Below are 22,872 nucleotides of genomic sequence, written 5' to 3' on the forward strand. Positions count from 1 at the left end.
AAGAAAAAGCCGGGCAATCGCCCGGCTTTTTCTTGGCTGGGATCAGGGCCGCCGCGGCGGCGCGGGCGGGGTGAGGTTGCCGTCCCAGCCACCACCGAGCGCCGCGATCAGCTGGACGCTGGTGCTGAGGCGACTGCCCAGCAGGGTCAGGTTGGTGCGTTCGTTGCTCAGGGCGGTGGTCTGCAGGGTGACCACATTGAGGTAGTCGATCAGCCCGGCCTGGTACTGGTTCTCCGCCAGCTGCAGGGCACGGCGCGCGGCGTCCAGGGCCTCCTGACGCACGCCGGCCTCGTCGTCATAGGTCCGCAGCTGCACCAGGTAGTCTTCCACCTCGCGGAAACCGTCGAGCACGGTCTGGCGATAGCCGGCTACGCGGGCATCGTAACTGGCCTCGGCGGACTCCACCTGGGCCCGGCGCAGCCCACCATCGAACAGTGCCAGGGCAAAGGACGGTCCGATCGACCAGAAGCGATTCGGCGTGCTCACCAGGCTGCCCCACTGACTCGCGCTGTAGCCGCCGCTGGCGCTCAGGGTCAGGTCGGGATAGTAGGCGGCTTCCGCCACGCCGATGGCGGCATTGGCGGCCATGACCTGGCGCTCGGCCTGGGCGATGTCCGGCCGCCGTTCCAGCAGCGCCGAGGGCACGGCGCTCGGCAGCGGTGGCAGTTGGGGAATGGCCTTCACCGCAGCCAGCTGGAAGTTGGCGGGTACCTCACCCACCAGCACCGCGATGGCGTTCTCCAGCTGGGCGCGCTGGTACCGGAGGTCGATGGCGTCGGCCTGGGTGCTCTTGAGCTGGGTAGTGGCCTGGGCGACGTCGGCCGGGGTGACGATGCCGGCGCGATACTGGTTCTGGGTCAGCCGCAGGGAACGCTCATAGGCCGCCACGGTGGCGTCGAGCAGACGCTGCTGGGCGTCCAGCACCCGTAGCTGGAGGTAGTTGGTGGCCAGTTGCGTCTGCAGACTCAGGCGGGTAGCCGCCAGCTCCGCGGCGCTGGCCTGGGCAGTGGCCCGATCCGATTCCACCTGGCGGCGCACGCGCCCCCAGAGATCGACCTCCCAGCTCACGCCGAGGCTGGCGTCGTAGGAGTTGTTGATGGTGCTGACGCCTCCACTGCTGAAGGTACTGCTGGTCCCACTGGAATTGCGGATGACGGTGTTGCTGCCCGAACCGCCGCCGCGACCGGAGCGGGTCGCGCCCAGGCTGCTGGACAGGGTGGGAAACAGCGAGGCTCGTGCCTGGCGCACCAGCGCAAGGGATTGCCGATAGGTGGCTTCGGCCTGGGCCAGACTCTGGTTGCGCTGGTTAAGCTGGACCATCAGGCGATCCAGGGTCGGATCATCATAGCGGCGCCACCAATCCCCGCGGATGTCCAGGTCCTTGGGCGCGGCAGCCTGCCAGCCCTCGGCATGCCGATACGCGACCGGCACCGTGGTGGTTGGTCGCTGGTAGTCCGGGCCCAGGGTACAGCCGGCCAGCAACAGTGCCAGGGTCAGCGTCGGCAGGCGCAGGAGTGGGGTCATAGCGGCGTATCCAGGGCAGCGTCGGTACGGATGCCGCGCCAGCGATTGACGCGGCGGCGCAGGCGTTCGAAATAGAGATAGACCACCGGAGTGGTGTAGAGCGTGAGGATCTGGCTCAAGACCAGGCCCCCGACGATCACCAGGCCCAGTGGCTGGCGCATCTCGGCGCCTTCGGTATTGCCGATCAGCAGCGGCACGGCGCCCAGGATGGCGGCCATGGTGGTCATCAGGATCGGCCTCAGACGCAGCAGGCAGGCTTGGCGAATGCCCTCCTCCGGCGTCAGCCCCTGCTGGCGTTCCAATTGCAGCGCCAGGTCCACCATCATGATGGCGTTCTTCTTCACCACCCCGATCAACAGGAACAGGCCAAGCATGGAAATCAGGCTGAACTGGCCACCCGTGACCTGGATGGCCAGCAAGGCCCCTACCCCTGCCGACGGCAGCGTCGAAAGAATGGTCAGCGGATGCACGTAGCTCTCGTAGAGCACGCCGAGCACGATGTAGACCAGCACCAGGGCGCCGAGGATCATCAGCGGCTGCCCGGAGACGGTACTGGCGAAGATGTTGGCGGATCCGCCCAGGCGGCCCTGGACATCGGTCGGCAATCCGATGGCGGCCACCGCACGCTGCACCGCGCGGGTCGCCTGCTCCAGGCTGACGTTCGGCGCCAGATCGAAGTTGATGCTTTCCGAGGCGAACTGGCCGTCGTGGGTGACGCGGTCCTCGGCGAGGCTGTTGGTGTAATGGGCGAAAGCCGACAGCGGCACCTGGGCGCCGCGACTGGTGATGACGCGGATCTGGTCCAGGACGGTCGGGTCCTGGGCATAGCGCGGGTTGATCTCCATCACCACCTTGTACTGGTTGAGCGGCTCGTAGATGGTCGAGATCTGCCGCTGGGCAAAGGAGTTGTTGAGCACCGCGGCGACGGTCTCCATGTCCACACCCAGCCGCTTGGCCTTCTCCCGGTCGATCTGCAGGGTGATCTGCTGGGTACTGCCCTCGCGTCCATCCACCGCGGTCAGCTCTGGCAGTGCCTTGAGCGCGGCCAGCACCTTGGGTTGCCAGACCTGCAGCAGCTGGACATCGCCGGAGAGCAGGTTGTACTCGTAGGACGAGGTGCTCTGCTGGCGACCGCCGAATCTGAGGTCCTGGTCGGCCATGAGGAAGAGTTGGGCGCCTGGCACCTTGGGCGCATTGGCGCGGATGCGCTCGATGACCTTTTGCGCATCCAGCTTGCGCTCGGCGATGGGCTTGAGGCGGATCAGCATCACCGCGTTGTTAACCCCGCTGCCGGAACCGGAGCTGCCGACGAAGCCGGAGGCGCTGTCCACCGCCGGATCGGCCAGCAGCGACTTGCGCAGGATCTCGATCTTGGGCTGCATGACCTGGAACGACAGGGCGTTGTCGCCACGGATGAAACCGATCAGTTGCCCGGTGTCCTGCTGCGGCATGAAGGTCTTGGGCACCACCACATAGAGCACCACGTTGAGCGCTATGGTGGCGATCAGGCTCAGCAGGGTCAGCCGGCGATGGCGCAATGCCCAGCCGAGGGTCCGGTCGTAGCCGGCCACCAGGCGCCGATGGGCACGCTCGCTGAAGCGCTGCAGCCGGCTCTCGTTGGTGGGATCATGGGGCCTGAGCCAGCGGGCGCACAGCATGGGCGTCAGCGTCAGGGACACCACCAGGGAGACCAGGATGGCAGCGGCCAGGGTCAGGGAGAACTCGCGGAACAGCTTCTCGACGATGCCGCCGATGAAGAGAATGGCGACGAAGACGGCCACCAGGGAAACGTTCATCGACAACAGGGTGAAGCCCACCTCGCGGGTGCCCTGGTAGGCGGCCTTGAGCGGCGCCATGCCGTTGTCGATGTGCCGGGCGATGTTTTCCAGCACCACGATGGCATCGTCCACCACCAGCCCCGCCGCCAGGATCAGCGCCATCAGCGACAGGGTGTTGAGCGAGAAGCCGAGGACGTACATGACGGCGAAGGTGCCCACCAGCGAGATGGGCACCGCCAGAGCCGGGATCACCGCGCTGCGCAGGCGACCGAGGAACAGCCAGACCACGCCGATCACCAGGAAGACGGCGATGACCAGGGTCAGCTCGGCTTCGTGCAGGGTGGCCTTGATCACCCCCGACCTGTCCATGGCCACTTCCATCCGGGCACTGGCCGGGACGATGGCCTCCAGCGCCGGCAGGCGCGCCTTGAGCGCAGCGATGGTCTCGATGATGTTGGCGTTGGCCTGCCGGTTGACCACCAGCAGTACCGCGCTCTGGTCGTTGTAGAAGCCGGCGTTGTAGCGGTCCTCCACAGCGTCGCTGACCTTGGCGACATCGCGCAGGCGCAGCGCCGCGCCATCCTGGTAGCGGATGATCAGCGGCGCATAGTCGGCAGCCTTGAACAGCTGATCGTTGGCCTGGATCTGCCAGTTGTGCTCGTCATTGGCCACCGCGCCCTTGGGTCGGCGCTGATTGGCGCTGTTGATCGCGGTACGGACGTCGTCCAGCGCCAGCCCATAGTGCTCCAGCTGTCGCGGCTCCAGCTCGATGCGTACCGCCGGCAGGGAGCTACCGCCGATCTGTACCTCGCCGACCCCGTTGACCTGGGACAGGCTCTGGGCTAGTACCGTCGAAGCAAGGTCATAGAGCTCGCCCTTGCTCAGGGTCTTCGAGGTCAGGGAGAACACCATGATGGGTGCCTGGGACGGATTGACCTTGCGATAGCGCGGCATCTGGCGCATGCCGCTGGGCAGCAGGTTGCGCGAGGCATTGATGGCCGCCTGCACCTCGCGGGCAGCGGTGTTGACGTTCTTGTCCAGATCGAACTGGATGATGATCTGGGTCGAGCCCTGGCTGCTCCGGCTGGTCATGGAGCTGATGCCGGCTATGGTGCCCAGCGAGCGCTCCAGGGGCGTCGCCACGCTGGAAGCCATCACCTGAGGACTGGCACCGGACAGCGTCGCCGACACCGTGATGGTCGGGAAATCCATCTGCGGCAGGGGCGCGACCGGCAGTAGCCGGAAGGCGATGGCACCGAGCAGCAGCAAGGCCAGGCTCAGCAGCAGGGTCGCCACCGGCCGGGCGATGAAAGGCGCCGAAAGATTCACGTCAGGCCGCCCTGCGCCGACCCAGGCGCTCGCCCAGGCGGTCAAAGGCCAGGTAGATCACCGGGGTGGTGAACAGCGTCAGTACCTGGCTGACCAGCAGGCCACCCACCATCACCAGGCCGAGCGGCTGGCGCAATTCGGCACCGGCACCGGTCGCCAGCATCAGCGGCACCGCGCCGAACAGCGCGGCCAGGGTGGTCATGAGAATCGGCCGGAATCTCAGCAGCGCGGCCTGGTAGATGGCCTCCTCCGGCTTCAGGCCCTGGTGCCGTTCGGCGTCGAGGGCGAAGTCGATCATCATGATGGCGTTCTTCTTGACGATACCGATCAGCAGGATGATGCCAATCACCGCGATCAGGCCCAGGTCGTTGCCGGTCAGCAACAGCGCCAGCAAGGCGCCGATGGCCGCCGACGGCAGCGTCGAGAGGATGGTCAGGGGGTGGATGAAGCTCTCGTAGAGCACCCCCAGCACGATGTACATGACCACCACCGCCGCCAGGATCAGCAGCAGGGTGCTGGACAGCGAAGCCTGGAAGGCCGCTGCCGCGCCCTGATAGTGGGTGTTGATGCCCACCGGCAGGCCGATCTCCTGCTTGGCCGCGTCGATGGCCGCCACCGCGGCACCCAGGGAAACACCGTTCGCCAGGTTGAAGGACAGGGTCACCGCCGGGAACTGGCTCAGGTGATTGATCACCAGGCGGGTCGGTCGCTGCTCCATCTTCACCAGGCTGGACAGCCGCACCGGGGCGCGACTGGTGTCCGTGGTGGTTTCGGTCGTGCTGGCCGTGCCGGTACCACTGCTGCCGCTGGAAGAGGTACCACCGCCCGCCTTCACCCAGACCTGGCTCAGGGCATCCGGTCCGAGGCTGTCGGCAGCGGCACTGACCAGCACCACCCGGTACTGGTTGGCCTGGGTGTAGATGGTCGAGATCTGCCGCTGACCCAGGGCGTCGTAGAGGGCGTCGGTGATGGCCGAGACCTGCACACCCAGACGCGCCGCGGCGTCGCGATCGATGGTCAGGTACAGCTGCAGCCCCTTGTTCTGCAAGTCGCTGGTGACATCGGTGAGTTCCGGACGCTCCCGCAGGGCCTCGGTCAGGCGCGGTACCCAGGTGTCGAGCAGGTTGGCATCCGGCGAGTCCAGGCTCAGCTGGTACTGGGTGCGGCTGACCCGGTCCTCGACGCTGAGGTCCTGCACCGGCTGCATGTAGAGGGTGATACCCACTACCTTGGCGACCTCGGGCCGCAGGCGGTCGATCACCTCCTGGGCGGTGACGTCGCGCTCGCTCTGCGGCTTGAGGTTGATCTGCATGCGACCGCTGTTGAGAGTGACGTTGTCACCATCGACGCCGATATAGGAAGACAGGCTCGCCACCGCCGGATCCTGGAGCACCACCGCGGCCAGGGCCTGCTGGCGTTCGCTCATGCCGCGGAAGGAAATGGACTGGGGCGCCTCGGTGATGCCCTGGATCGAGCCGGTATCCTGGGCCGGAAAGAACCCCTTAGGCACCAGCAGGTAGAGCACGGCTGTCAGTACGAAGGTCGCCACGGCCAGCAGCAGCATCAGTGCCCGGTGCGCCAGCGACCAGCGCAGCGCGCGGCCGTAGCCGGCAATCAGCCGCTCCAGCCAGACCAGCTGGTGCTCGGCGGCTTCCTCGCGCTTGAGCAGCCGCGCGCACATCATCGGTGTGAGCGTCAGGGAGATCACCAGGGAGATAAGGATGGCCACCGCCAGGGTGATGGCAAATTCGCGGAACAGTCGGCCCACCACGTCCTGCATGAACAGCAGCGGGATGAGAACGGCGATCAGCGAAACGGTCAGGGACACCAGGGTAAAGCCGATCTGCCGGGCGCCCTTGAGCGCCGCCTCCATTGGCGTGGCGCCCTCTTCCAGATGCCGGGAGATGTTTTCCAGCATGACGATGGCGTCGTCGACGACGAAGCCGGTGGCGATGGTCAGGGCCATCAGCGACAGGTTGTTCAGCGAGAAGCCGGCCAGGTACATGGCGCCGAAGGTGCCGATCAGCGACAGCGGCACCGTGACCGAGGGAATCAGGGTGGCGCTGAACCGGCGCAGGAAAACGAAGGTGACCATCACCACCAGCCCTACCGCCAGCAGCATCTCGTGCTGGACGTCGGTGACAGCGGCGCGAATGGTCTCGGTACGGTCACTGAGCACGGCGATGTCGAGGCCGGCCGGCAGGCTTTCCTTGAGGCTCGGCAGCAGCGCCTGGATGCGGTCGACGGTCTGGATGACATTGGCGCCAGGCTGACGCTGGACGTTGACCAGGATGGCACCGCTGCGATTGGCCCAGGCGGCCAGGCGGTCGTTTTCCGCGCCCTGGGCGATGGTGGCCACATCCCCGAGACGCAGGGCGCCGTTGTCGGCGTAGTTGAGGATCAGATCGCCATAGGCCTTGGGATCGCGCAACTGGTCGTTGGCGTCCAGGGTAGCCACCCGGGTGGGGCCGTCGAAGCTGCCCTTGGGCTGGTTGGTGTTCTCGCTGGTGACTAGGCTGCGCACATCGGCCAGGGTCAGGTTATGGGCCGCGAGCTTGTCCGGATCGACCTGGATGCGCACCGCCGGGCGCTGGCCACCGGCGAGGCTGACCATGCCGACCCCGGTCACCTGGGCGAGCTTCTGCGCCATGCGGGTGTCGACCAGGTCATAGAGCGTGGGCAGCGGCAGCGTCCTGGAGCTGATCGCCAGGGTGACGATGGGCGTATCGGCCGGATTGACCTTGTTGTACACCGGTGGCGCCGGCAGATCGTTGGGCAGCAGGTTGTTGGCCGCGTTGATCGCGGCCTGGACTTCCTGCTCGGCGACCGACAGGTCCAGTTCCAGGTTGAACCTGAGGGTGATGACCGAGGCGCCGCCGGAGCTGGTCGAGGCCATCTGCGACAGGCCTGGCATCTGCCCGAACTGACGCTCCAGCGGCGCGGTGACGGCACTGGTCATGACATCGGGACTGGCGCCGGGATAGAGGGTGAGCACCCGGATAGTGGGATAGTCCACCTGCGGCAAGGCCGCGACCGGCAGCAGGCGATAGGCCAGCAGACCGGCGATGAGCAGTGCCACCATCAACAGGGTGGTGGCGACCGGGCGCAGGATGAAGGGGCGCGAGATATCCATCGCGGCCGATCAGCCCTGGGTCTTGCCGGGCTTGCGTACCGCCGGCTTGGCCGGTTCGCTGGGCGCCGCCGAAGCCCCGGTGACCACTTCCACCTCGTTGCCCTCGCGCAACCGGTCGGTGCCTTCGGTCACCACGCGGTCGCCGGCGGCCAGGCCTTCGGTGACCACGGTGAGGCTACCGTCATCCGGACCCAGCTTGAGGCTACGGACCTGGATCTTGTTGTCGGGCCCCACCACATAGGCGAAGGTGCCATTGGAGCCGAACTGGATGGCTGCCGAAGGCACCACCAGCGCCTGGTCCAGCACCTGCTCGCGCACCCGGACGGTCACGAACTGATTGGGGAACAGTGCCTCGTCGCCATTGGCGAAACGGGCCCGGAACTTGAGCGTACCGGTGGCAGTATCGATCTGGTTGTCGAAGCTCTGCAGGGTACCGTCCGCGACCTTGCGTGCACCGCCGCGGTCCCACGCCTCCACTGGCAGGGTCTGGCCGGCACGGGCTCGCTTGAGCAACTCGCCGAGCTGGCTTTCCGGCAGGGTGAAGACCACCGAAATCGGCTGGGTCTGGGTGATGACGGCCACCACGGTGCTGTCGTTGGCGGACAGCAGGTTGCCGCCGTCGAGCTGACGCAAGCCGACGCGGCCGGCGATGGGCGCCTTGATCTGGGTGAAGGCCAGATTCAGCTTGGCATCGGCCACCGCGGCCTGGCTGTTCTTGAGGGTGCCGCGATACTGGTTGACCAGGGCTTCCTGGGTATCCAGCGTCTGCTTGGCGATGCTGTCTTCGCGGAACAGGCCCTGATAGCGCTTGAGGTCCAGCTCGGCGTTGCGCAGCTGCGCCTGATTTTGCTGCAGGGTGCCCTCGGCCTGCTGCAGGGCCACCTGATAGGGTCGTGGATCTATGGTGGCCAACAGGTCGCCGGCCTTGACCTTCTGCCCTTCCTCGAAGGCAACGCGTACCAGCTCACCGGCGACCCGAGTGCGGACGTTCACGGTATTGAGCGCGGTTACCGTGCCGATGGACCGGCGCACGATGGGAAAGCTGCGCTGCTCGACCGCCACCACGCGCACCGGCGTCGGCCCGGTCATGCCAAAGGGCGAGCGCGCGCCCTTGCCCGCGGCAGCCTCGCTCTTCTGCCCGTGCTGGTGATACCAGTACCAGCCGCCAGCGGCCGCCAGCACGATGAGAACGAGCAGCCAGACGAGTCGGCGACGGGAGGAGGAGCGGAGAGAAGAGTCGGCCATCGGAGAATACGTACACGCTGGAGAAGGCGGAAGATAAGCAGTAGCGAGACGGCTAACCAGCGCCTTTACTGCGATTTTACCTAAAGCAAAACGGGCAGACACAAAAGGCGCCTGCCCGTTTCGAAGCGCCCACCGCTCTGGGCGGTGGGTTGTCGGCAATCAGCCGAGAACGGCGAGTGCGGCCGCGTAGTTCGGCTCCTGGCCGATCTCGGGCACCAGCTCGCTGTGCAGCACCTTGTCCTGCTCGTCCAGCACGACTACGGCGCGGGCAGCCAGGCCTTGCAGCGGACCGCTGGCCAGGGCGACGCCATAGTCCTGCAGGAATTCGGCACCGCGCAGCGTGGAGAGGTTCATCACCTTTTCCAGGCCTTCAGCGCCACAGAAGCGCTTCTGGGCGAACGGCAGGTCGGCGGAAATGCACAGCACCAGGGTGTTATCCAGCTTGTCGACTTCGGTGTTGAACTTGCGCACCGAGGCGGCGCAGGTCGGGGTGTCGACGCTGGGGAAGATGTTGAGCACCTTGCGCTTGCCGGCGAGGCTGGCCAGGGTGATGTCCTGCAGATCGCCATTGACCAGGCTGAAGGCCGGCGCCTGCTGCCCGGGCTGCGGCAGGTTGCCCTGCACCTCGACCGGATTGCCGCGCAAATTGACGGTTGCCATGAACTGCTCCTTTCTCATGAGACGGGACAGGGAGTAAACACGTTTTCCGCGGACGATCAAAGCGTTACACGCCCCTGCTTTAAAAATCGCGGCGATAGAAGAAATCCAGGGAATTGGCCAGACCGCTGGCAATCTCCAGATAGAGCCGTCGGGTGAGCTGGTAGCGCAGCGCGACGGTATTGGCCGAATCGAACACCCCTACGCCATAGCGCACCGACAATCGATCGGTAAGGTTGCCCGAGGCGACGACGCTGGTCTTGTCCCCGGACCCGGCGGTATCCAGCTGGAAGTTCTGGATGCCCAGGCGCTGCGCCAGGGCGCCCGCGGTACCCGAGCTGCCGGCCAGGCCCAGCGCCAGAGCGGCCTGACCGAGCACGTTGTTGTCTCCCTCGCTTCCGCTCGACAGCGGCCGCCCCAGGACCAGGTAGGCCAGCGCCTGCTCCTGGCTCATGCTCGGCTCGGAGAACACCTCGATACGTGGCTGCTGGGCGAAGCCCGAGAGGCGCAGCCCTGCGGTGACGTTCTGCTCCTGCACCACGCGCACCGCCTCCACATCGATGTAGGGCTGGGCGATGGGGCCCTGGAAGAACAGTCGGGCGCGCCTCATGGTCAGCCGCTGACCGTAGGCGTTGTAGCGGCCGTTGCGCAGATTCAGCTCGCCACGGGTGTCGAGGTTGTCACCGATATGCACCTTGCCGACGATTTCGGCTGACAGGCCGAAGGCATCGAAGGTGAGCTTGTCGGACCCGACCAGGACGTCGACGTCCATGGCGATCTGCATGGCCTGCTGCTTGGCCGGTGCCTCCTGGCCGACGATGACGGCATCGTCCGACACCTTGACCGTGGACGGGGGCAGCTGCTGCACCCGGATACGGCCGCGGGGCACCCGGACCTCGCCGGCCAGGGCTAGGCGGCCGTCCTTCATCAGGATCTTGAGATTGGGCGCCACCTCCAGCTGCGCATAGGGCTCGACGTTGACCGGCAACTTGTCGCCGGTAATCGCCACGTCGACATCCAGGCCTTCGGCCCAACCGACACTGCCCTGGATCTGTCCACGCCCCTGGGTGCCGCTGCGCCAGCCCCCGTCGAGGATCGCGGTATCGCCCTGGATGCGTGCGGTAAGACCGAGATCTTGCAGACGGGTCGGCACGCTACCGCCGCCAATGTCGCCGCCAGTGAGCTGGATCTGGCCATTGACCCGCGGCTGCAGCAGGGTGCCGCCCAGTTCGCCGGAGCCGCTGACCTTGCCTTCGAGATGCTCGATGCCCTCGACGAAGGCCTTGCCCAGGGCCAGGTTCAGCCCCTGCAACTGAAAGCGCCCGGCCAGCGCCTGACGCGGATCGCGGGGATCCAGCCGGGCCTGGACATTAAGTTGCCCGAGGTCGGCACTGGTCAGTTGCACCTGGGTATCCACCTGTTGTGGCTTCAGGGCGCTGGTGACATCGAGGCGGTCATAGCTGAAGGTCTGCCACTGACCGGCGGCGTCGCGCAGCTTGAGGCTACCGCGCCCGGCCTGCAAGCGTATCTCGCCATCGGGCCCGGCCTTGGGCAGGCGCAGGTCGACGTCGCCGTCGAGGGTGCCCTGCCAGGCCAGCTCCGGTGGCAACAGGGGTTGCAGACTGGCCAGCGGGAAGGCACGCAGGTGCCAGGCGAGACGGGTATCGGGCAGCAACTGCTGATCGTCGCCACAGAGGCTGGCCGCGCCGGAGCGCCAGCAGTGGCGACCCAGCTCCAGACGACCACTGTTCAGGCGCTCAATGCGGGCCGGACTCTGCAGGGTCCAGTTCTGGCCGCTGGCCGCGACTGACCCACGAGACAGCTGACCCTTCCAGTCCCCGTTGTCGGCCAGGGTGCCACCTGCCGCGAGCATCAGGTTCAGTTGCGACCCCTTGAGCGAAAGATCCGCCTGCTGCTGACGGCGATCACCCTGTCCCTGCAGGCGCAGGACACCGAAATCGCGACCGGCGGCCTGCAGCCCCTGGGCTGTCAGGTCCAACGTGCCGCGTTGGCGATCATCCAGGTTGGCGGCCAGCGCGAGGCTGCTGATGCGGCTGTCGGCATAGGCCAGCTGGCGACCGTCGAGGCGCAACTGACCAGCAGGGGCCTTGAGGGTCCCGGCCACGTCCAGGCGGCCCTGGGCGCTACCGGAAAGATCGGGCCATAGCTGAGCCAGGCGGCGCAGGTCCAGCTGGAGCTGACCTTGCAAACGCTGGTCGAGGGCGCCCTGCCCCTGAATCCGGTTGTCACCCAGGCGAATGTCGAGTTCGGATACCTGCCACTGCTCGCCAGCGCCCTTGGCCTTGGCAGCCAGCACGGCCGGCTGGTTGCGCAGTCGACCCTTGAGGTCCAGATCGGCATCCAGCTGCAGGCGACCATCCTTGAAAGCGCCCGAGCTGCGCAGCGGACCGCCCAGGCTGCCGGGCAGCTGGGCTACCCAGAAGGCCGGATCGAGGCGGCTCAGGTCCAAGGCCACCTGCCAGCTGACGCCGTCGGTGAAGCCCAGATTGACCTTGCCCTGTGCCCGCCCCTGGCCGGCCTGGAGATCCAGGGACGGCAGATTGAGCTGGGTGGTGTCGCCACTGAAGGGGGTGGCCAGGGTAAAGGCGCCGGCCGGGCCCGTGGCGGCGGCCTTGAGATTGCCCAGGTAGGCGCCATCTCGATAGGCCACTTCGCCTTGCAGGCGCTGCAGGCTCACCGGTGGCTCCGCCATGGGATATAGCCGCCGCCAGGGGAAATCACGCCAGTCCAGCGTGGCATCGGCGGCCAATCCCTCGTGCCAGTCGACCTGCCCGGCCAGCACCACCCGTTGTTCGGGCGTGGCCTGCAGGCGCAGGGCGGCGATCCGCGCGCCCTGGGCATCGACGCGGCCATCCAGATTCAGGGCCACCGGACCACCCTCGCCCGGCAATTTCGCCTGGCCCACCAGGGCGTAGCCGGCGGCAAGATCGCCCCGGGCGGTCAACGTGAGGTCATTCAGGCGCAGGGTGTCGGGCAGACTGGCCGCCGCCTTGAAACCATCAGCCACCAGTTGCAGATCGGCCGGGACATTCTCCACCAGCGGCTGGACCGTGCCGGTCAGCCGTCCGGGTAGATAACCACTGCTATCGGCCTCCAGGTGCAGGGCCTTCTGCAGTTCGCCTTCCAGCTTGAGCGTCAGCGGCCAGGGAGCATTATCCGGCGCGGGCAGGCCCAAAGCGCCCTGCAGTTGCAGCGGCCAGTCGCCGTTGGGTTGCAACCGACCATGGGTATCCAGGGTGACGCCGTGGGCTGCGCCGGCCAGACGCTCGATGGCGATGCCATCGGCCTGCCAGCGGGCCTGCAATTCCACGTCTCGTGCCTGCTCGGCACCGTTGTAGAGCACTTCGCCGATGCGAACCTCGCCCAATTGCACACCGAGCGGCACGTCCAGGCTGGGCAAGCGAACCGGACCGTCCTTCTCTGGCTCGGGCTCGGTGCTGGGCGCCTGGTCGATGGCGATCCGCGAAGCGACCAGGGTGTCGATGCACAGCTGCAACCGGAACAGGCAGCCGGGCCGCCAGGCGAATTCGGGCGCCTCGACCGTCACCCGCGTGGCGCCGCCATCCCACACCAGCTGCCGCGCCTGCCAGTGGCCGCCCAGGCGGCCCTGGAAATCGGTCAGGGTCAGACCAGGAACGTGATCCAACACCAGGCGGCCGATACTGCCGTTACCCAGCACCAGGGCCAGCAGCAGGATCAGTGCACCGAGCAGAGTCGCCAGTACGCCAAGGATGACACCACCTACCGACTTCACAGCTCAGGTCCTATGGAAAAGTGCAGGCGGATGCCGCCGGGTTCGTCGAGGCCGTGGGCCAGGTCGACACGGATCGGTCCTACCGGCGAGACCCAGCGTACGCCTATGCCGACGCTGGTCTTGAGTTCGTAATTGTTGAGGTCGTTGAAGGCGCTGCCCTGGTCGATGAAAGTCGCCAGGCGCCACTTGTCGCGCAAGGGATACTGATACTCGACGCCGCCCGCGACGAGGTATCGGCCGCCTACGTAGTCACCTTCGTCGTTTTCCGGCGACAGGGTCTGGTAGTCATAGCCGCGGACGCTCTGGTCGCCCCCCGCAAAGAACCGCAACGACGGTGGGACCTTGTTGTAGCCGTTGGTGAGGTTGCCCCCCAGTTGCAGCCGCCCCAGGAAGCGATGGCCATCGCCCACCGTGATCAGGCCACGAGCCAGGGCAGTGGCATGGATCATGTTGGCGTCCGAGAGCAACCCCTCCTTCGCCGCCGAGACGCCGAACTGCAGCCGATAGCCGCGATTGGGGTCGATCCGGTTGTCACTGCGCAGGAGCGAGAAGTCCACCCCAGGCATCACCAGGTTGGAGGTGCCCTCGTCGTTGCCCAGGCGATAGCTTTCGTTACGCCATTTGAGGGACAGCACCCGCTCCCACCCGTTGGGAAACTTGCGGTGCCACTCGGGGCCCACGGTAAGCAGCTGGCTCAGGGAATCGTCGTCGGCGATCTGCTCGTACTGGTAGCCGCCGGCGAAGCGGAACTTGTCGTTGATCGGATCCTGGCCAGGAATGTCGTACCAGGTGGCGATGCTCTGCCGGGGCGCAGACAGCTCGGCCTCGGCGCCCAGGCTATGCCCCTGAGGGTTGAGCCAGTGGTTTTCCCAGGTGAATCTGAGTCGCGGGCCAACGTCCGTGGAATAGCCGGGGCCAAAGCCAAAGGTCCGCGGCTTGCGGGTTCTCAGGGTCACGGTCACCGGCACCTCGGCGGCGCCTTCGGACTTGGGATAGGTATCGAGCCGCGCACCGTCGAAGAAGCCACTGGCCAGTAGGTTGCTCTGGAAATCGGCGATCAGCTCGGAATCGTAGGGCGTACCCGGGGCGAAGGGCACCATGCGCTGTAGCAGATCGGGATCGAAGGGGGCATTGCCTTCGAAGGAAACCTTGCCCAGGACGAAACGCGGACCGCTGTCGAACACCAGCGCGATGTCGGCGAACCCGGTGGCAGGATCGATACGCAACTGATGCTGGGTAAAGGTGCCGCGAAAGAAGCCGTAGCGCTGCGCCTGGTTCTGGATCAGGCTCTTGGCGTCTTCATAAAGTCCCTGATTCAGCGCCTGACCAGGCTTCAAACCCGCCGGAACCGGCCGTTGGAAGGCGCGCAGCTCTCGCGCCGGACCTTCGATACGGATGTCGACATGGCGCAACTTGACCGGCTCGCCTGGACGCACCTCGACCACCAATCTCGGCGTCTCCCCCGGCTCGACCCGGGTCTCGATCTGCGCGTGGTAGTAACCCAGCGCCTGCGCCGCCTGCTCGGCCTGCCGCTCCGTCGCCGGACGCAGACGCTGCAAGCCTGCCGCATCGCGCCCCTCGACAGAGCCGATATAGGCCTGGATGTTGTCTCGCAGCGGGTTGTTGGCCGGCTGAACACGAACGCTGACCTCGGCCGGCGCCGCCCAGGCCATGCCATGCAGACAACAAACACCAATCAGGGCACGGCGTAGAGCGTTCGGTTTATTCATACAGGAATGCTAACGGGCGTTGCGCTGTGAGACAAACCGGAAAGGCCAGGGTTCGCCTGGTGGCCGCTTCGGCTAGGCGCTTTCTGATAGGCTAGGACCAATCATCTTTCAGGAAGGTAACATGAAGATTATTTGCTTCAATATCAATGGATTGCGCGCAAGACCTCATCAACTTTCTGCGATCATAGAACGCTACGATCCCGACGTGATCGGCCTGCAGGAAACCAAGGTATCGGATGACCAGTTTCCCCTGGCGGACGTGGAGTCCCTCGGGTATCACGTGCATTACCACGGCCAGAAGGGCCACTACGGTGTAGCGCTGCTGTCGCGTCTGGCGCCATTGGAGCTGCACAAGGGTTTTCCGGGAGACGGCGAAGACTCCCAGAAAAGATTCATCTACGGGGTCTTCGCCGACAGGCAGGGCCAGCCCCTGGTGGTCATGAATGGCTATTTTCCTCAAGGCGAGAATATCGCTCACCCCACAAAATTCCCTGGCAAGAGGAAGTTCTACGCCGATCTTCAGAATCTACTTGAAGAGCGTTTCTCGCCTGACACGCCCTTGCTGCTCATGGGTGACTTCAATATCTCCGCCCAGGATCACGACATCGGCATCGGTGCAGCCAATGCCAAGCGCTGGCTGAGAACCGGCGCCTGCAGCTTCCAGCCCGAAGAGCGCGAGTGGATGCAGCGCCTGCTGGGCTGGGGCCTGATCGACAGCTACCGTCATCTGCATCCGGACATGGACGATCGCTTCAGCTGGTTCCCCTATCGCAGCCGGGGTTTCGAAGACGAGCCCAAGCGTGGCCTGCGCATCGACACCATCCTGGCCTCCCGGGCGTTGCGCGAGCGTATCGCCGGGGCGGGCGTGGACTATGAAATCCGCGGTATGGAGAAGCCCTCCGACCATGCGCCGGTCTGGCTAAAATTGACGTGAAGTCCTGTCACGCCGCCGTCACACGGCGTGCCTAAGGTGGCGGCCTCGTTTCAGCTTCGAGGCCCGACCATGAACCGCTCTGCGCCAGTATTCCGCCGCCTGTTCCTGCAGAGCACAGTGCTCATGCTGCTGTTTCCGCTGCTGCCTTTGTCGCTCCTGGCCAGCCAGCCGGCAACCACCCTGCTGCGTCTGCAGGGCTCCAACACCATCAACGCACGCCTGGGACCCCGTCTGGTTGCGGCGTTACTCGCCGAGCGCGGCTACCGCGATCCCCAAGTGGTACCTACCGACGCGATGGACGAATGGCGGCTGACCGCCCGCGCCCCGGACGGCACCTGGGTGGCAGTCCCCATCGCCGCCCATGGCTCCAGCACTGGTTTCACCGCGCTGGCCGCCGGCACCACGGACCTGGCCGCCGCCTCGCGACCGATCAATGATGCGGAAGTCAGCGCCCTGGCCGGCCTTGGAGACTTGCGCAGCAAGGACGCGGAATATGTCATCGGCCTGGACGGCCTGGCGATCATCGTGCATCCGGGCAACGCCCTGCACGAGCTCAACCTCCAGCAACTGGCGCAGGTCTTCGCCGGAGAGATCACCGACTGGCAACAGCTGGGCGGCAAGCCTGGTCCGATCCGGCTCTATGCCCGGGATGATCGCTCGGGTACCTACGACACCTTTCGCGAGCTGGTCCTGAACCCGCAGGGCAAGCACCTAAACGCCGCCGCCAAACGCTATGAATCGAACGAGGAGCTCGCGCAACAGGTCGCCAATGATCCGGCTGGCATTGGCTTCACGAGCCTGGCGGCGGCGGCCAAGCTGCCGAAGCTCGCCCTGCGCGATGGCCAGGGTCGTGCCATCGCACCTAGCGAAGCCAGCATCGCCACCGAAGACTATCCGCTGGCACGGCGACTGTTCCTCTACGGCCCGCCAGCGCGGCGTTCGGATTGGGCCCGCGCCCTGCTCGAATTCAGCCAGACGCCGGCGGGCCAGGCCGTGGTCCAGCAGAGCGGGTTCGTCGCCCAGCGCATCGAGCCAGTCAAGATCAGTGATACCCAGGGTATGCCGGCCACCTATGGCGAACTGGCCCGACGCGCCCAGCGCCTCACGGTCAACTTTCGCTTCACCGCCGGCAGTGCGCATCTCGACAACAAAGCGCTGCGCGACGTGGAGCGCCTGGCCGCCTTCATGCACCGCCCGGAGAATGCGCAACGCCAGCTCATCCTGGTCGGCTTCAACGACACCACCGAAGACCCCGCGCGCGCCGCCCTCCTGGCCCGGCTGCGGGCCACCGCAGTCGCCACGGCCTTGCGTCACCAGAAAGCCTTCGCCAACGAATTGCTCTGGCTTGGCGACCAGTTGCCAGTGGCGGGGCTATCTCCCAATGGCCGCGTGAAGAATCGCCGCGTTGAGGCCTGGATTCATTAGAGATCGCGCATCCTGGCTTTGAGGCGAACGCGTAACGGCAGCGTCTGGCGCTACGCGATTGGCCGTTGCAGGCTAGTGAAAAGACGTTTCCTGACGGCCGTCCCGACATCCCTAGCTCGTGTGCACCACGCGGGGAGACTTAAAGTGGTTTCTCAAGATTAGCTCGTAAATAACTTTAATAAGTATATGTAAGCTATTGATAATTATGATATTTATTAGGGATTAAATCGCATTGCCTTCTAGCTGGGATAGCCTCAATTCCCATCTTGATATCCTCAACGCGCAATCGACCTGAACCCAGGCATCCGCTTGTGTCACCTAGACTAGGCAGCACAACCAATGCTTCTTGCGCGTCGTAATCATCTGGTTACAGGCCTGACGGCGCCGAGCCCCTGGATGCGCTCCCCCGGATGAATGCTCCGGGTCGAGAACCACCCCGTGGCCGTTTCCAAGGCGTAACGCGCAGGTGCATGCGAGCAATGATGGGTATCGCTCATTGGGCGCATCTCGACGACGTTCAGAATGTCGCCTTGCGCAGAGATGAAGGCGGCGGCCAGCGCACTGGGCGTATCGCGCATCCATAGGCAGCGCGCGTCGTCACCAGGGAAGACGAACAGCATGCCCTCGTCCGCTCCCAGGGGCGAACGCCCCATGAGCCCACGCGCCCGTTGCTCAGGCGTACTCGCCACCTCGACGCGGAGCCGATGGTCACCGATCCGTAGAACAAGGGGCTCGGCTGCCGCAACCGAAAAAGCACTCAGTGCCGCCAATAGGACAGCCAGTCTGGCCATGCCCGGCGACCGGCGCTGCCCGAGTGCCTGGGGATCATGGACAAAAAACCTCATGACGTGTGACCTTTGCCAGGCGAAAGCAATCTATCCCACATTGTCAGACAACCTCTCGAGTCCGATGTCGACCGCAAGCCTACCACCCGCACCCTCACCCGCGCTGGCCACCCGCATCACCCTGGGGACGGTGCTCTTCACCTTCATCGCCTACCTGACCATCGGTATTCCGTTGGCCGTGCTGCCGGGCTATGTGCATGAGGATCTGGGCTTCAACTCCATTATCGCGGGTCTGGTCATCAGCAGTCAGTACCTGGCTACCCTGCTCTCGCGCTCCCACGCCGGCCGCCTTATCGACACGGTAGGGGCCAAGCAGTCGGTGCTCTACGGCATGCTCGGTTGCGGCATCAGCGGACTGCTGATGCTGGCGTCGATCCTCCTGCAGGACTGGCCCTGGATCAGTCTCGGCGCCCTGCTGCTCGGGCGCCTGGTACTGGGCTGTGCGGAAAGTCTCTCGGGTACCGGTGCCATTTCATGGGCAATCGGCCGCGTCGGCCCGTCCAATACCGCCAAGGTGATCTCCTGGAATGGCGTCGCCAGCTATGGCGCCCTGGCCATCGGCGCGCCCCTTGGCGTCGTACTGGTCGACCTGCTGGGTCTCTGGGTCATGGGCGCCAGCATCATAGCCCTGGCGGTATTGGGCTACCGCATCGCCCAGCCGCGCCCACCCATCGTTCCGGTACGCGGTGAACGCCTTCCCTTCACCACGGTGCTTGGGCGGGTCCTGCCCTTTGGGCTCGGCCTGGCGCTGGGTGGAATCGGTTTCGGTACTCTGGCCACCTTCATCACCCTGTATTACGCCAGCCAAGGCTGGAGCGGCGCGGCGCTGTGCCTGACGGTGTTCGGCTGCTTTTTCATAGGCGTGCGCCTGGTATGCGCCAATGCCATCAACCGGCATGGCGGCTTCCGTGTCGCCATCGTCAGCCTGGCGGTGGAAGCCATCGGCCTGGCCACGCTGTGGCTGGCGCCCAGCATGACCACTGCCCTGGTCGGCGCCGCCCTCACCGGGATCGGCTTCTCGCTGGTGTTCCCGGCGCTGGCCGTGGAAGCGGTGCAGCGGGTCCCGGCCTCCAACCGGGGCGCTGCCCTGGCAGGCTATTCGGTGTTCATCGACCTTTCGCTGGCGGTGACCGGCCCGCTCATCGGCGCGGTAGCCACCCACTTCGGCTATGCCGCCAGCTTCCTGTGCGCCGCACTGTCCGCCCTTGCCGGCCTGGGCCTCAGCGTCCGCCTCCTCCGCCGTTTCGACGAGTCTTCTCGAGAACAGCCATGACCACGACCGCCCCGCCTGTCACCGCACTCGCCATCAATCGACGCATCGTTTCCATCGTCATCTTCAGTTTTCTGCTGTTCCTGGCCATTGGTCTGCCACTGGCGATCCTGCCGGGCTATGTGCATGACGATCTCGGCTACGGTTCGGTGATCGCGGGGCTGGCGATCAGTATCCAGTACCTGGCGACGCTGTTCACTCGACCGCTCGCCGGCAAGCTGGCCGATAGCATCGGCGCCAAGCGCGGGGTCATTTACGGATTGTTCGGCTGCGTCGCCTGCGGCGTCCTTACCTTGCTCGCGACTTCGTTGCAGAGCGTGCCGGCGCTTAGCCTGGGCTTGCTGATCGTCGGCCGGGTGATTCTGGGCATGTCCCAGGCCATGATTGGCACTGGCTGCCTGAGTTGGGGCATGGGCAGCGTCGGCATGCAGCACGTGAGCAAGGTGATCTCCTGGAACGGCATCGCCGCCTACGGTGCCCTTGCTATAGGCGCGCCTTTGGGCGTCGCCATGGTGGCCAGCCTGGGGCTGTGGAGCCTGGGTGTCGCTATCGCCCTGCTGGGTGCTCTGGGCCTGGCGCTGGCCTGGAACAAGGAACCGGCCCCGGTCATCGCCGGCGATCGACTGCCCTTCCACAAGGTATTCTGGCGCATCAGTCCTTTCGGTCTTTGCCTGCTGCTGAGCTCCATCGGCTTTGGCGCGATCGCCACCTTCGTCACCCTCTACTACGCCAGCAATGGCTGGCCGAACGCGGCCTTCTGCCTGACCGCCTTTGGCGCCGCCTTCATCTGCGCCCGGCTACTGTTCGCCGGGGCTATCAACAAGATCGGCGGCTTCCGCGTTGCCCTGGCCTGCTTCACGGTCGAGACCCTGGGGCTGTTGCTGCTCTGGTTGGCGGTCACGCCCGAGATGGCCCTGGTTGGCGCCGCCATGGCCGGCTTCGGCTTGTCACTGGTCTATCCAGCCCTGGGAGTCGAGGCCATTGTCAAGGTACCGCCCACCAATCGCAGCGCCGCCCTGGGCGCCTACTCTCTGTGCCTGGATCTGGCGTTGGGGATTACCGGGCCACTGGCCGGTGCCATTGCCAATGGCTTCGGTTTCAGCGCCATCTTTCTCTTCGCTGGCTTGATGGCCCTGGCGGGTCTGGGCCTGAGCGCCCTGCTCTATCGTCGCGCGCTCAGGGAAAATCTCACCGCCTCAGGCGCCTAGGCCAGCCCGGGGGCGGTGCCCTAGTGGTCCGGTGCGCCGCCCCCACCTGGCTGCTTTTCCTACAGTGGACCAGGATCCGGAATCGGCGCGGGCGGCTTGGCCGGCTCGGTCAGGTTCTCCGCCACCTCATCGGGGATCTCGGTATCGATCTCCTCATCGGCCATGTCGGAGTCGTTGAGCGGCGCCTGGTCACCACCCAGCCACCAGGCCAGGGGTACCGTCGTGTCGGGTGCGGAAGAAAGCAACAGGTTCATGCCAAGCTCCTATGAGGGGTAGGTCTTGAGCATTAGTAGGCGGTCAGCCGCAGAGGTTGCAGCGAAGCCGTGACCGCACGTCGCCAGGGCATCGCTCGTGGCGAGGCCCTGGCCAGCGCAACGCCCAAGGCCAGACTCGATCAGGAATCTGCCTTGGCACAATCGGCCAGGCAAAAAGCCGGCGCTTGACTAGACTCCAGAGATCTTCCATTCCTGGAACGCCGCCTATGGATACGCCGACCCGTCCAGCCAACGATGCCAATCTGCTCGCCGTCGTCTCAGAAGACGAATTGCTGCTGCAAGCCCTGGTACGCGAGGTGCTCAAGCAGGAAGGCTTTCAGGTGGAAACCTTCGGGACCGCCGATGCCGCCCTGCAGTTTCTGGAACTGCATTGGCAGCAGGTGAACGTAGTGGTGTCGAACGTACGAATGCCTGGGGTGATCGATGGCATCCAGCTGGCCAAGATCGTCACCGAGCGCTGGCCCGCGGTGCCCTTCGTGCTGATGTCAGGCTATGCCGGCCTGAGAAACGACGTGCCACCCGGCGTGCCCTTCCTGCATAAACCCTGGACCCTCGATCAACTGACCGAGGCCGTCTGGAAGGTCGTCCCGCTACCGGCGCCTTAGGTCGCCATGGACAGGGATGTCCGCAGACCCATTGACGGGGAACCGAACGCTCAAGGCATCTGTATCAGCAGGACAGATGTCGCAGGTTAGGAAATGACCAAGTCCCCTACTGCATGGCATCGCCCAGGTGACCCCACAGACATCGACTGCTGCCAGGCAGGCGTTCGTGCACCGAATACGGTTATCGGAGGCTGACGCGGACGAGAAAGAACGCGGCCCTTACGGCCGGCAGTTACCCACTGCGATGGCCAAGGGCACCCATCCCAGTTGGCAATGGTCAACCATCATCTTTATCACTCACTTAACATCCTATGCGAATTACGGCGCCTTCTTGCCGATGAGCACCGTATCGGCTTGCAAAGGAACAAGAGAGCCTTTCAGACGAAGTTCGTTGACGGCATACAGGACCATGACATTGAGTGCCTCACTATTCAGCACCGTGCGCTTGGCAATGAGGCGCGATACCTTTGCTGGCACCTTGGGATCCAAAAGCGTCAGCAAGACATCTTCACCTCGGTATTCGATGAAATGCTTCACCGGAGGATCCAGCATCTCCAACGCTTCTTTTAACCTGTTCATGGGACTCCCGGGTGAAACTACCGATACGCCTCATCCTTTGACATATATCTCGCAACGCTGTCGTTGACCACCCATCCGACACTTCGGGTTTAAACTCTTTCCTAACGGTGGCAAAACGATCGCCGGATACCGATCAGCCCGTACCGGAGGAAGTCGCATGAACGAACAGGACCGAAAGCATGGCCTGCTGCTGCTGGAGCGATACGCCGCGGAACAGGATGCGATCAACCAGCTACTGCGACAGATATACGAATGCCACGGAAGCGCTGACTCAGAAGCGCTCAGGGACATGCTGACGCTGTGCATCGCAGAGATACAGGACCGCCAGACCACCGTTCAAAGTGCGTTTCGCTTCCTGCTCGACCTACAAGACAACCCAGTTATCAAATAGCGAAGCGGCACTTACCATTACCTTCCACTCAAACTCCTTGCTCTTTAGCCGCTTCGTTTAATACAGACCAATAGTGGAATCAGAGAACCAGATTATTTATTGCCGTTACTTCCCAATAGTGCCGATTGCATCACCCTTCAAGATAGGGCTCTGGAGTTTCAGAAAGACG

Annotated in this window: 16 protein-coding genes; 6 read left to right on the top strand and 10 right to left on the bottom strand. The window is 64.9% G+C overall.

Features of this window, described 5'->3' with window-relative positions; translation table 11 throughout:
- Positions 1 to 42: 42 nt before the first annotated feature.
- From APT59_RS11345 to APT59_RS11375, 7 genes are all read right to left on the bottom strand, one after another.
- On the bottom strand, positions 43 to 1,524 hold the full coding sequence (locus APT59_RS11345) for an efflux transporter outer membrane subunit (protein WP_059314936.1): 1,482 nt from the start codon (positions 1,522 to 1,524) through the stop codon (positions 43 to 45).
- Positions 1,521 to 4,631 carry an efflux RND transporter permease subunit gene (locus tag APT59_RS11350; protein ID WP_059316878.1) on the bottom strand — a complete coding sequence of 1,037 codons (3,111 nt, stop codon included), beginning with the start codon at positions 4,629 to 4,631 and terminating at the stop codon, positions 1,521 to 1,523. The genes APT59_RS11345 and APT59_RS11350 overlap by 4 nt, the downstream gene beginning before the upstream one ends.
- A 1-nt stretch (position 4,632) precedes the next feature.
- Positions 4,633 to 7,764 (bottom strand): multidrug efflux RND transporter permease subunit, encoded by a 3,132-nt coding sequence (locus APT59_RS11355; protein WP_059314937.1) that lies wholly within the window; start codon positions 7,762 to 7,764, stop codon positions 4,633 to 4,635.
- A gap of 9 nt (positions 7,765 to 7,773) precedes the next feature.
- Entirely contained in the window at positions 7,774 to 9,009 is a 1,236-nt protein-coding gene (locus APT59_RS11360) for an MdtA/MuxA family multidrug efflux RND transporter periplasmic adaptor subunit (RefSeq protein ID WP_059314938.1), read from the bottom strand.
- Between the two features lie 159 nt (positions 9,010 to 9,168).
- Positions 9,169 to 9,669, bottom strand: coding sequence for a thiol peroxidase (gene tpx, locus APT59_RS11365; RefSeq protein WP_059314939.1), 501 nt, complete (start codon positions 9,667 to 9,669; stop codon positions 9,169 to 9,171).
- Between the two features lie 79 nt (positions 9,670 to 9,748).
- Positions 9,749 to 13,441, bottom strand: a complete 3,693-nt coding sequence (locus APT59_RS11370) for a translocation/assembly module TamB domain-containing protein (RefSeq protein WP_059314940.1) — start codon at positions 13,439 to 13,441, stop codon at positions 9,749 to 9,751.
- Positions 13,438 to 15,114, bottom strand: a complete 1,677-nt coding sequence (locus tag APT59_RS11375; RefSeq protein WP_059314941.1) for an autotransporter assembly complex protein TamA — start codon at positions 15,112 to 15,114, stop codon at positions 13,438 to 13,440. Before APT59_RS11375 ends, APT59_RS11370 begins: the two co-directional genes overlap by 4 nt.
- A gap of 178 nt (positions 15,115 to 15,292) precedes the next feature.
- Between APT59_RS11375 and xthA the strand changes: the two genes are divergently transcribed.
- A complete protein-coding gene (gene xthA / locus APT59_RS11380; RefSeq protein WP_059314942.1) occupies positions 15,293 to 16,105 on the top strand; it encodes an exodeoxyribonuclease III in 813 nt (270 codons plus the stop codon).
- Positions 16,106 to 16,174: 69 nt separating this feature from the next.
- On the top strand, positions 16,175 to 17,530 hold the full coding sequence (locus APT59_RS11385; protein WP_059314943.1) for a substrate-binding domain-containing protein: 1,356 nt from the start codon (positions 16,175 to 16,177) through the stop codon (positions 17,528 to 17,530).
- A gap of 359 nt (positions 17,531 to 17,889) precedes the next feature.
- Here the strand turns inward: APT59_RS11385 and APT59_RS22825 are convergent, their stop codons facing one another.
- Positions 17,890 to 18,375 (bottom strand): DUF192 domain-containing protein, encoded by a 486-nt coding sequence (locus tag APT59_RS22825; protein ID WP_059314944.1) that lies wholly within the window; start codon positions 18,373 to 18,375, stop codon positions 17,890 to 17,892.
- Between the two features lie 64 nt (positions 18,376 to 18,439).
- Here APT59_RS22825 and APT59_RS11395 point away from each other — a divergent pair, with 64 nt between their 5' ends.
- Together APT59_RS11395 and APT59_RS11400 are read left to right on the top strand one after the other, a co-directional pair.
- Positions 18,440 to 19,648 carry an MFS transporter gene (locus tag APT59_RS11395; protein ID WP_059314945.1) on the top strand — a complete coding sequence of 403 codons (1,209 nt, stop codon included), beginning with the start codon at positions 18,440 to 18,442 and terminating at the stop codon, positions 19,646 to 19,648.
- On the top strand, positions 19,645 to 20,853 hold the full coding sequence (locus APT59_RS11400; protein ID WP_059314946.1) for an MFS transporter: 1,209 nt from the start codon (positions 19,645 to 19,647) through the stop codon (positions 20,851 to 20,853). Before APT59_RS11395 ends, APT59_RS11400 begins: the two co-directional genes overlap by 4 nt.
- A gap of 59 nt (positions 20,854 to 20,912) precedes the next feature.
- Here APT59_RS11400 and APT59_RS11405 read toward each other — a convergent pair whose 3' ends face one another.
- Complete coding sequence (locus APT59_RS11405; RefSeq protein ID WP_059314947.1) at positions 20,913 to 21,107, bottom strand: hypothetical protein; 195 nt, start codon at positions 21,105 to 21,107, stop codon at positions 20,913 to 20,915.
- A gap of 227 nt (positions 21,108 to 21,334) precedes the next feature.
- On the opposite strand from APT59_RS11405, the gene APT59_RS11410 reads away from it, so the two are divergent.
- A complete protein-coding gene (locus APT59_RS11410; RefSeq protein ID WP_059314948.1) occupies positions 21,335 to 21,733 on the top strand; it encodes a response regulator in 399 nt (132 codons plus the stop codon).
- Between the two features lie 318 nt (positions 21,734 to 22,051).
- On the opposite strand, the gene APT59_RS11415 is transcribed toward APT59_RS11410, so the two are convergent.
- Positions 22,052 to 22,312 (bottom strand): hypothetical protein, encoded by a 261-nt coding sequence (locus APT59_RS11415; protein WP_156428953.1) that lies wholly within the window; start codon positions 22,310 to 22,312, stop codon positions 22,052 to 22,054.
- Between the two features lie 157 nt (positions 22,313 to 22,469).
- Between APT59_RS11415 and APT59_RS11420 the strand changes: the two genes are divergently transcribed.
- On the top strand, positions 22,470 to 22,703 hold the full coding sequence (locus tag APT59_RS11420) for a hypothetical protein (RefSeq protein WP_059314950.1): 234 nt from the start codon (positions 22,470 to 22,472) through the stop codon (positions 22,701 to 22,703).
- Positions 22,704 to 22,872: the final 169 nt, after the last annotated feature.

Origin of the sequence: Pseudomonas oryzihabitans, assembly GCF_001518815.1 — a bacterium.
In the GTDB taxonomy this organism is placed as follows: domain Bacteria; phylum Pseudomonadota; class Gammaproteobacteria; order Pseudomonadales; family Pseudomonadaceae; genus Chryseomonas; species Chryseomonas oryzihabitans_E.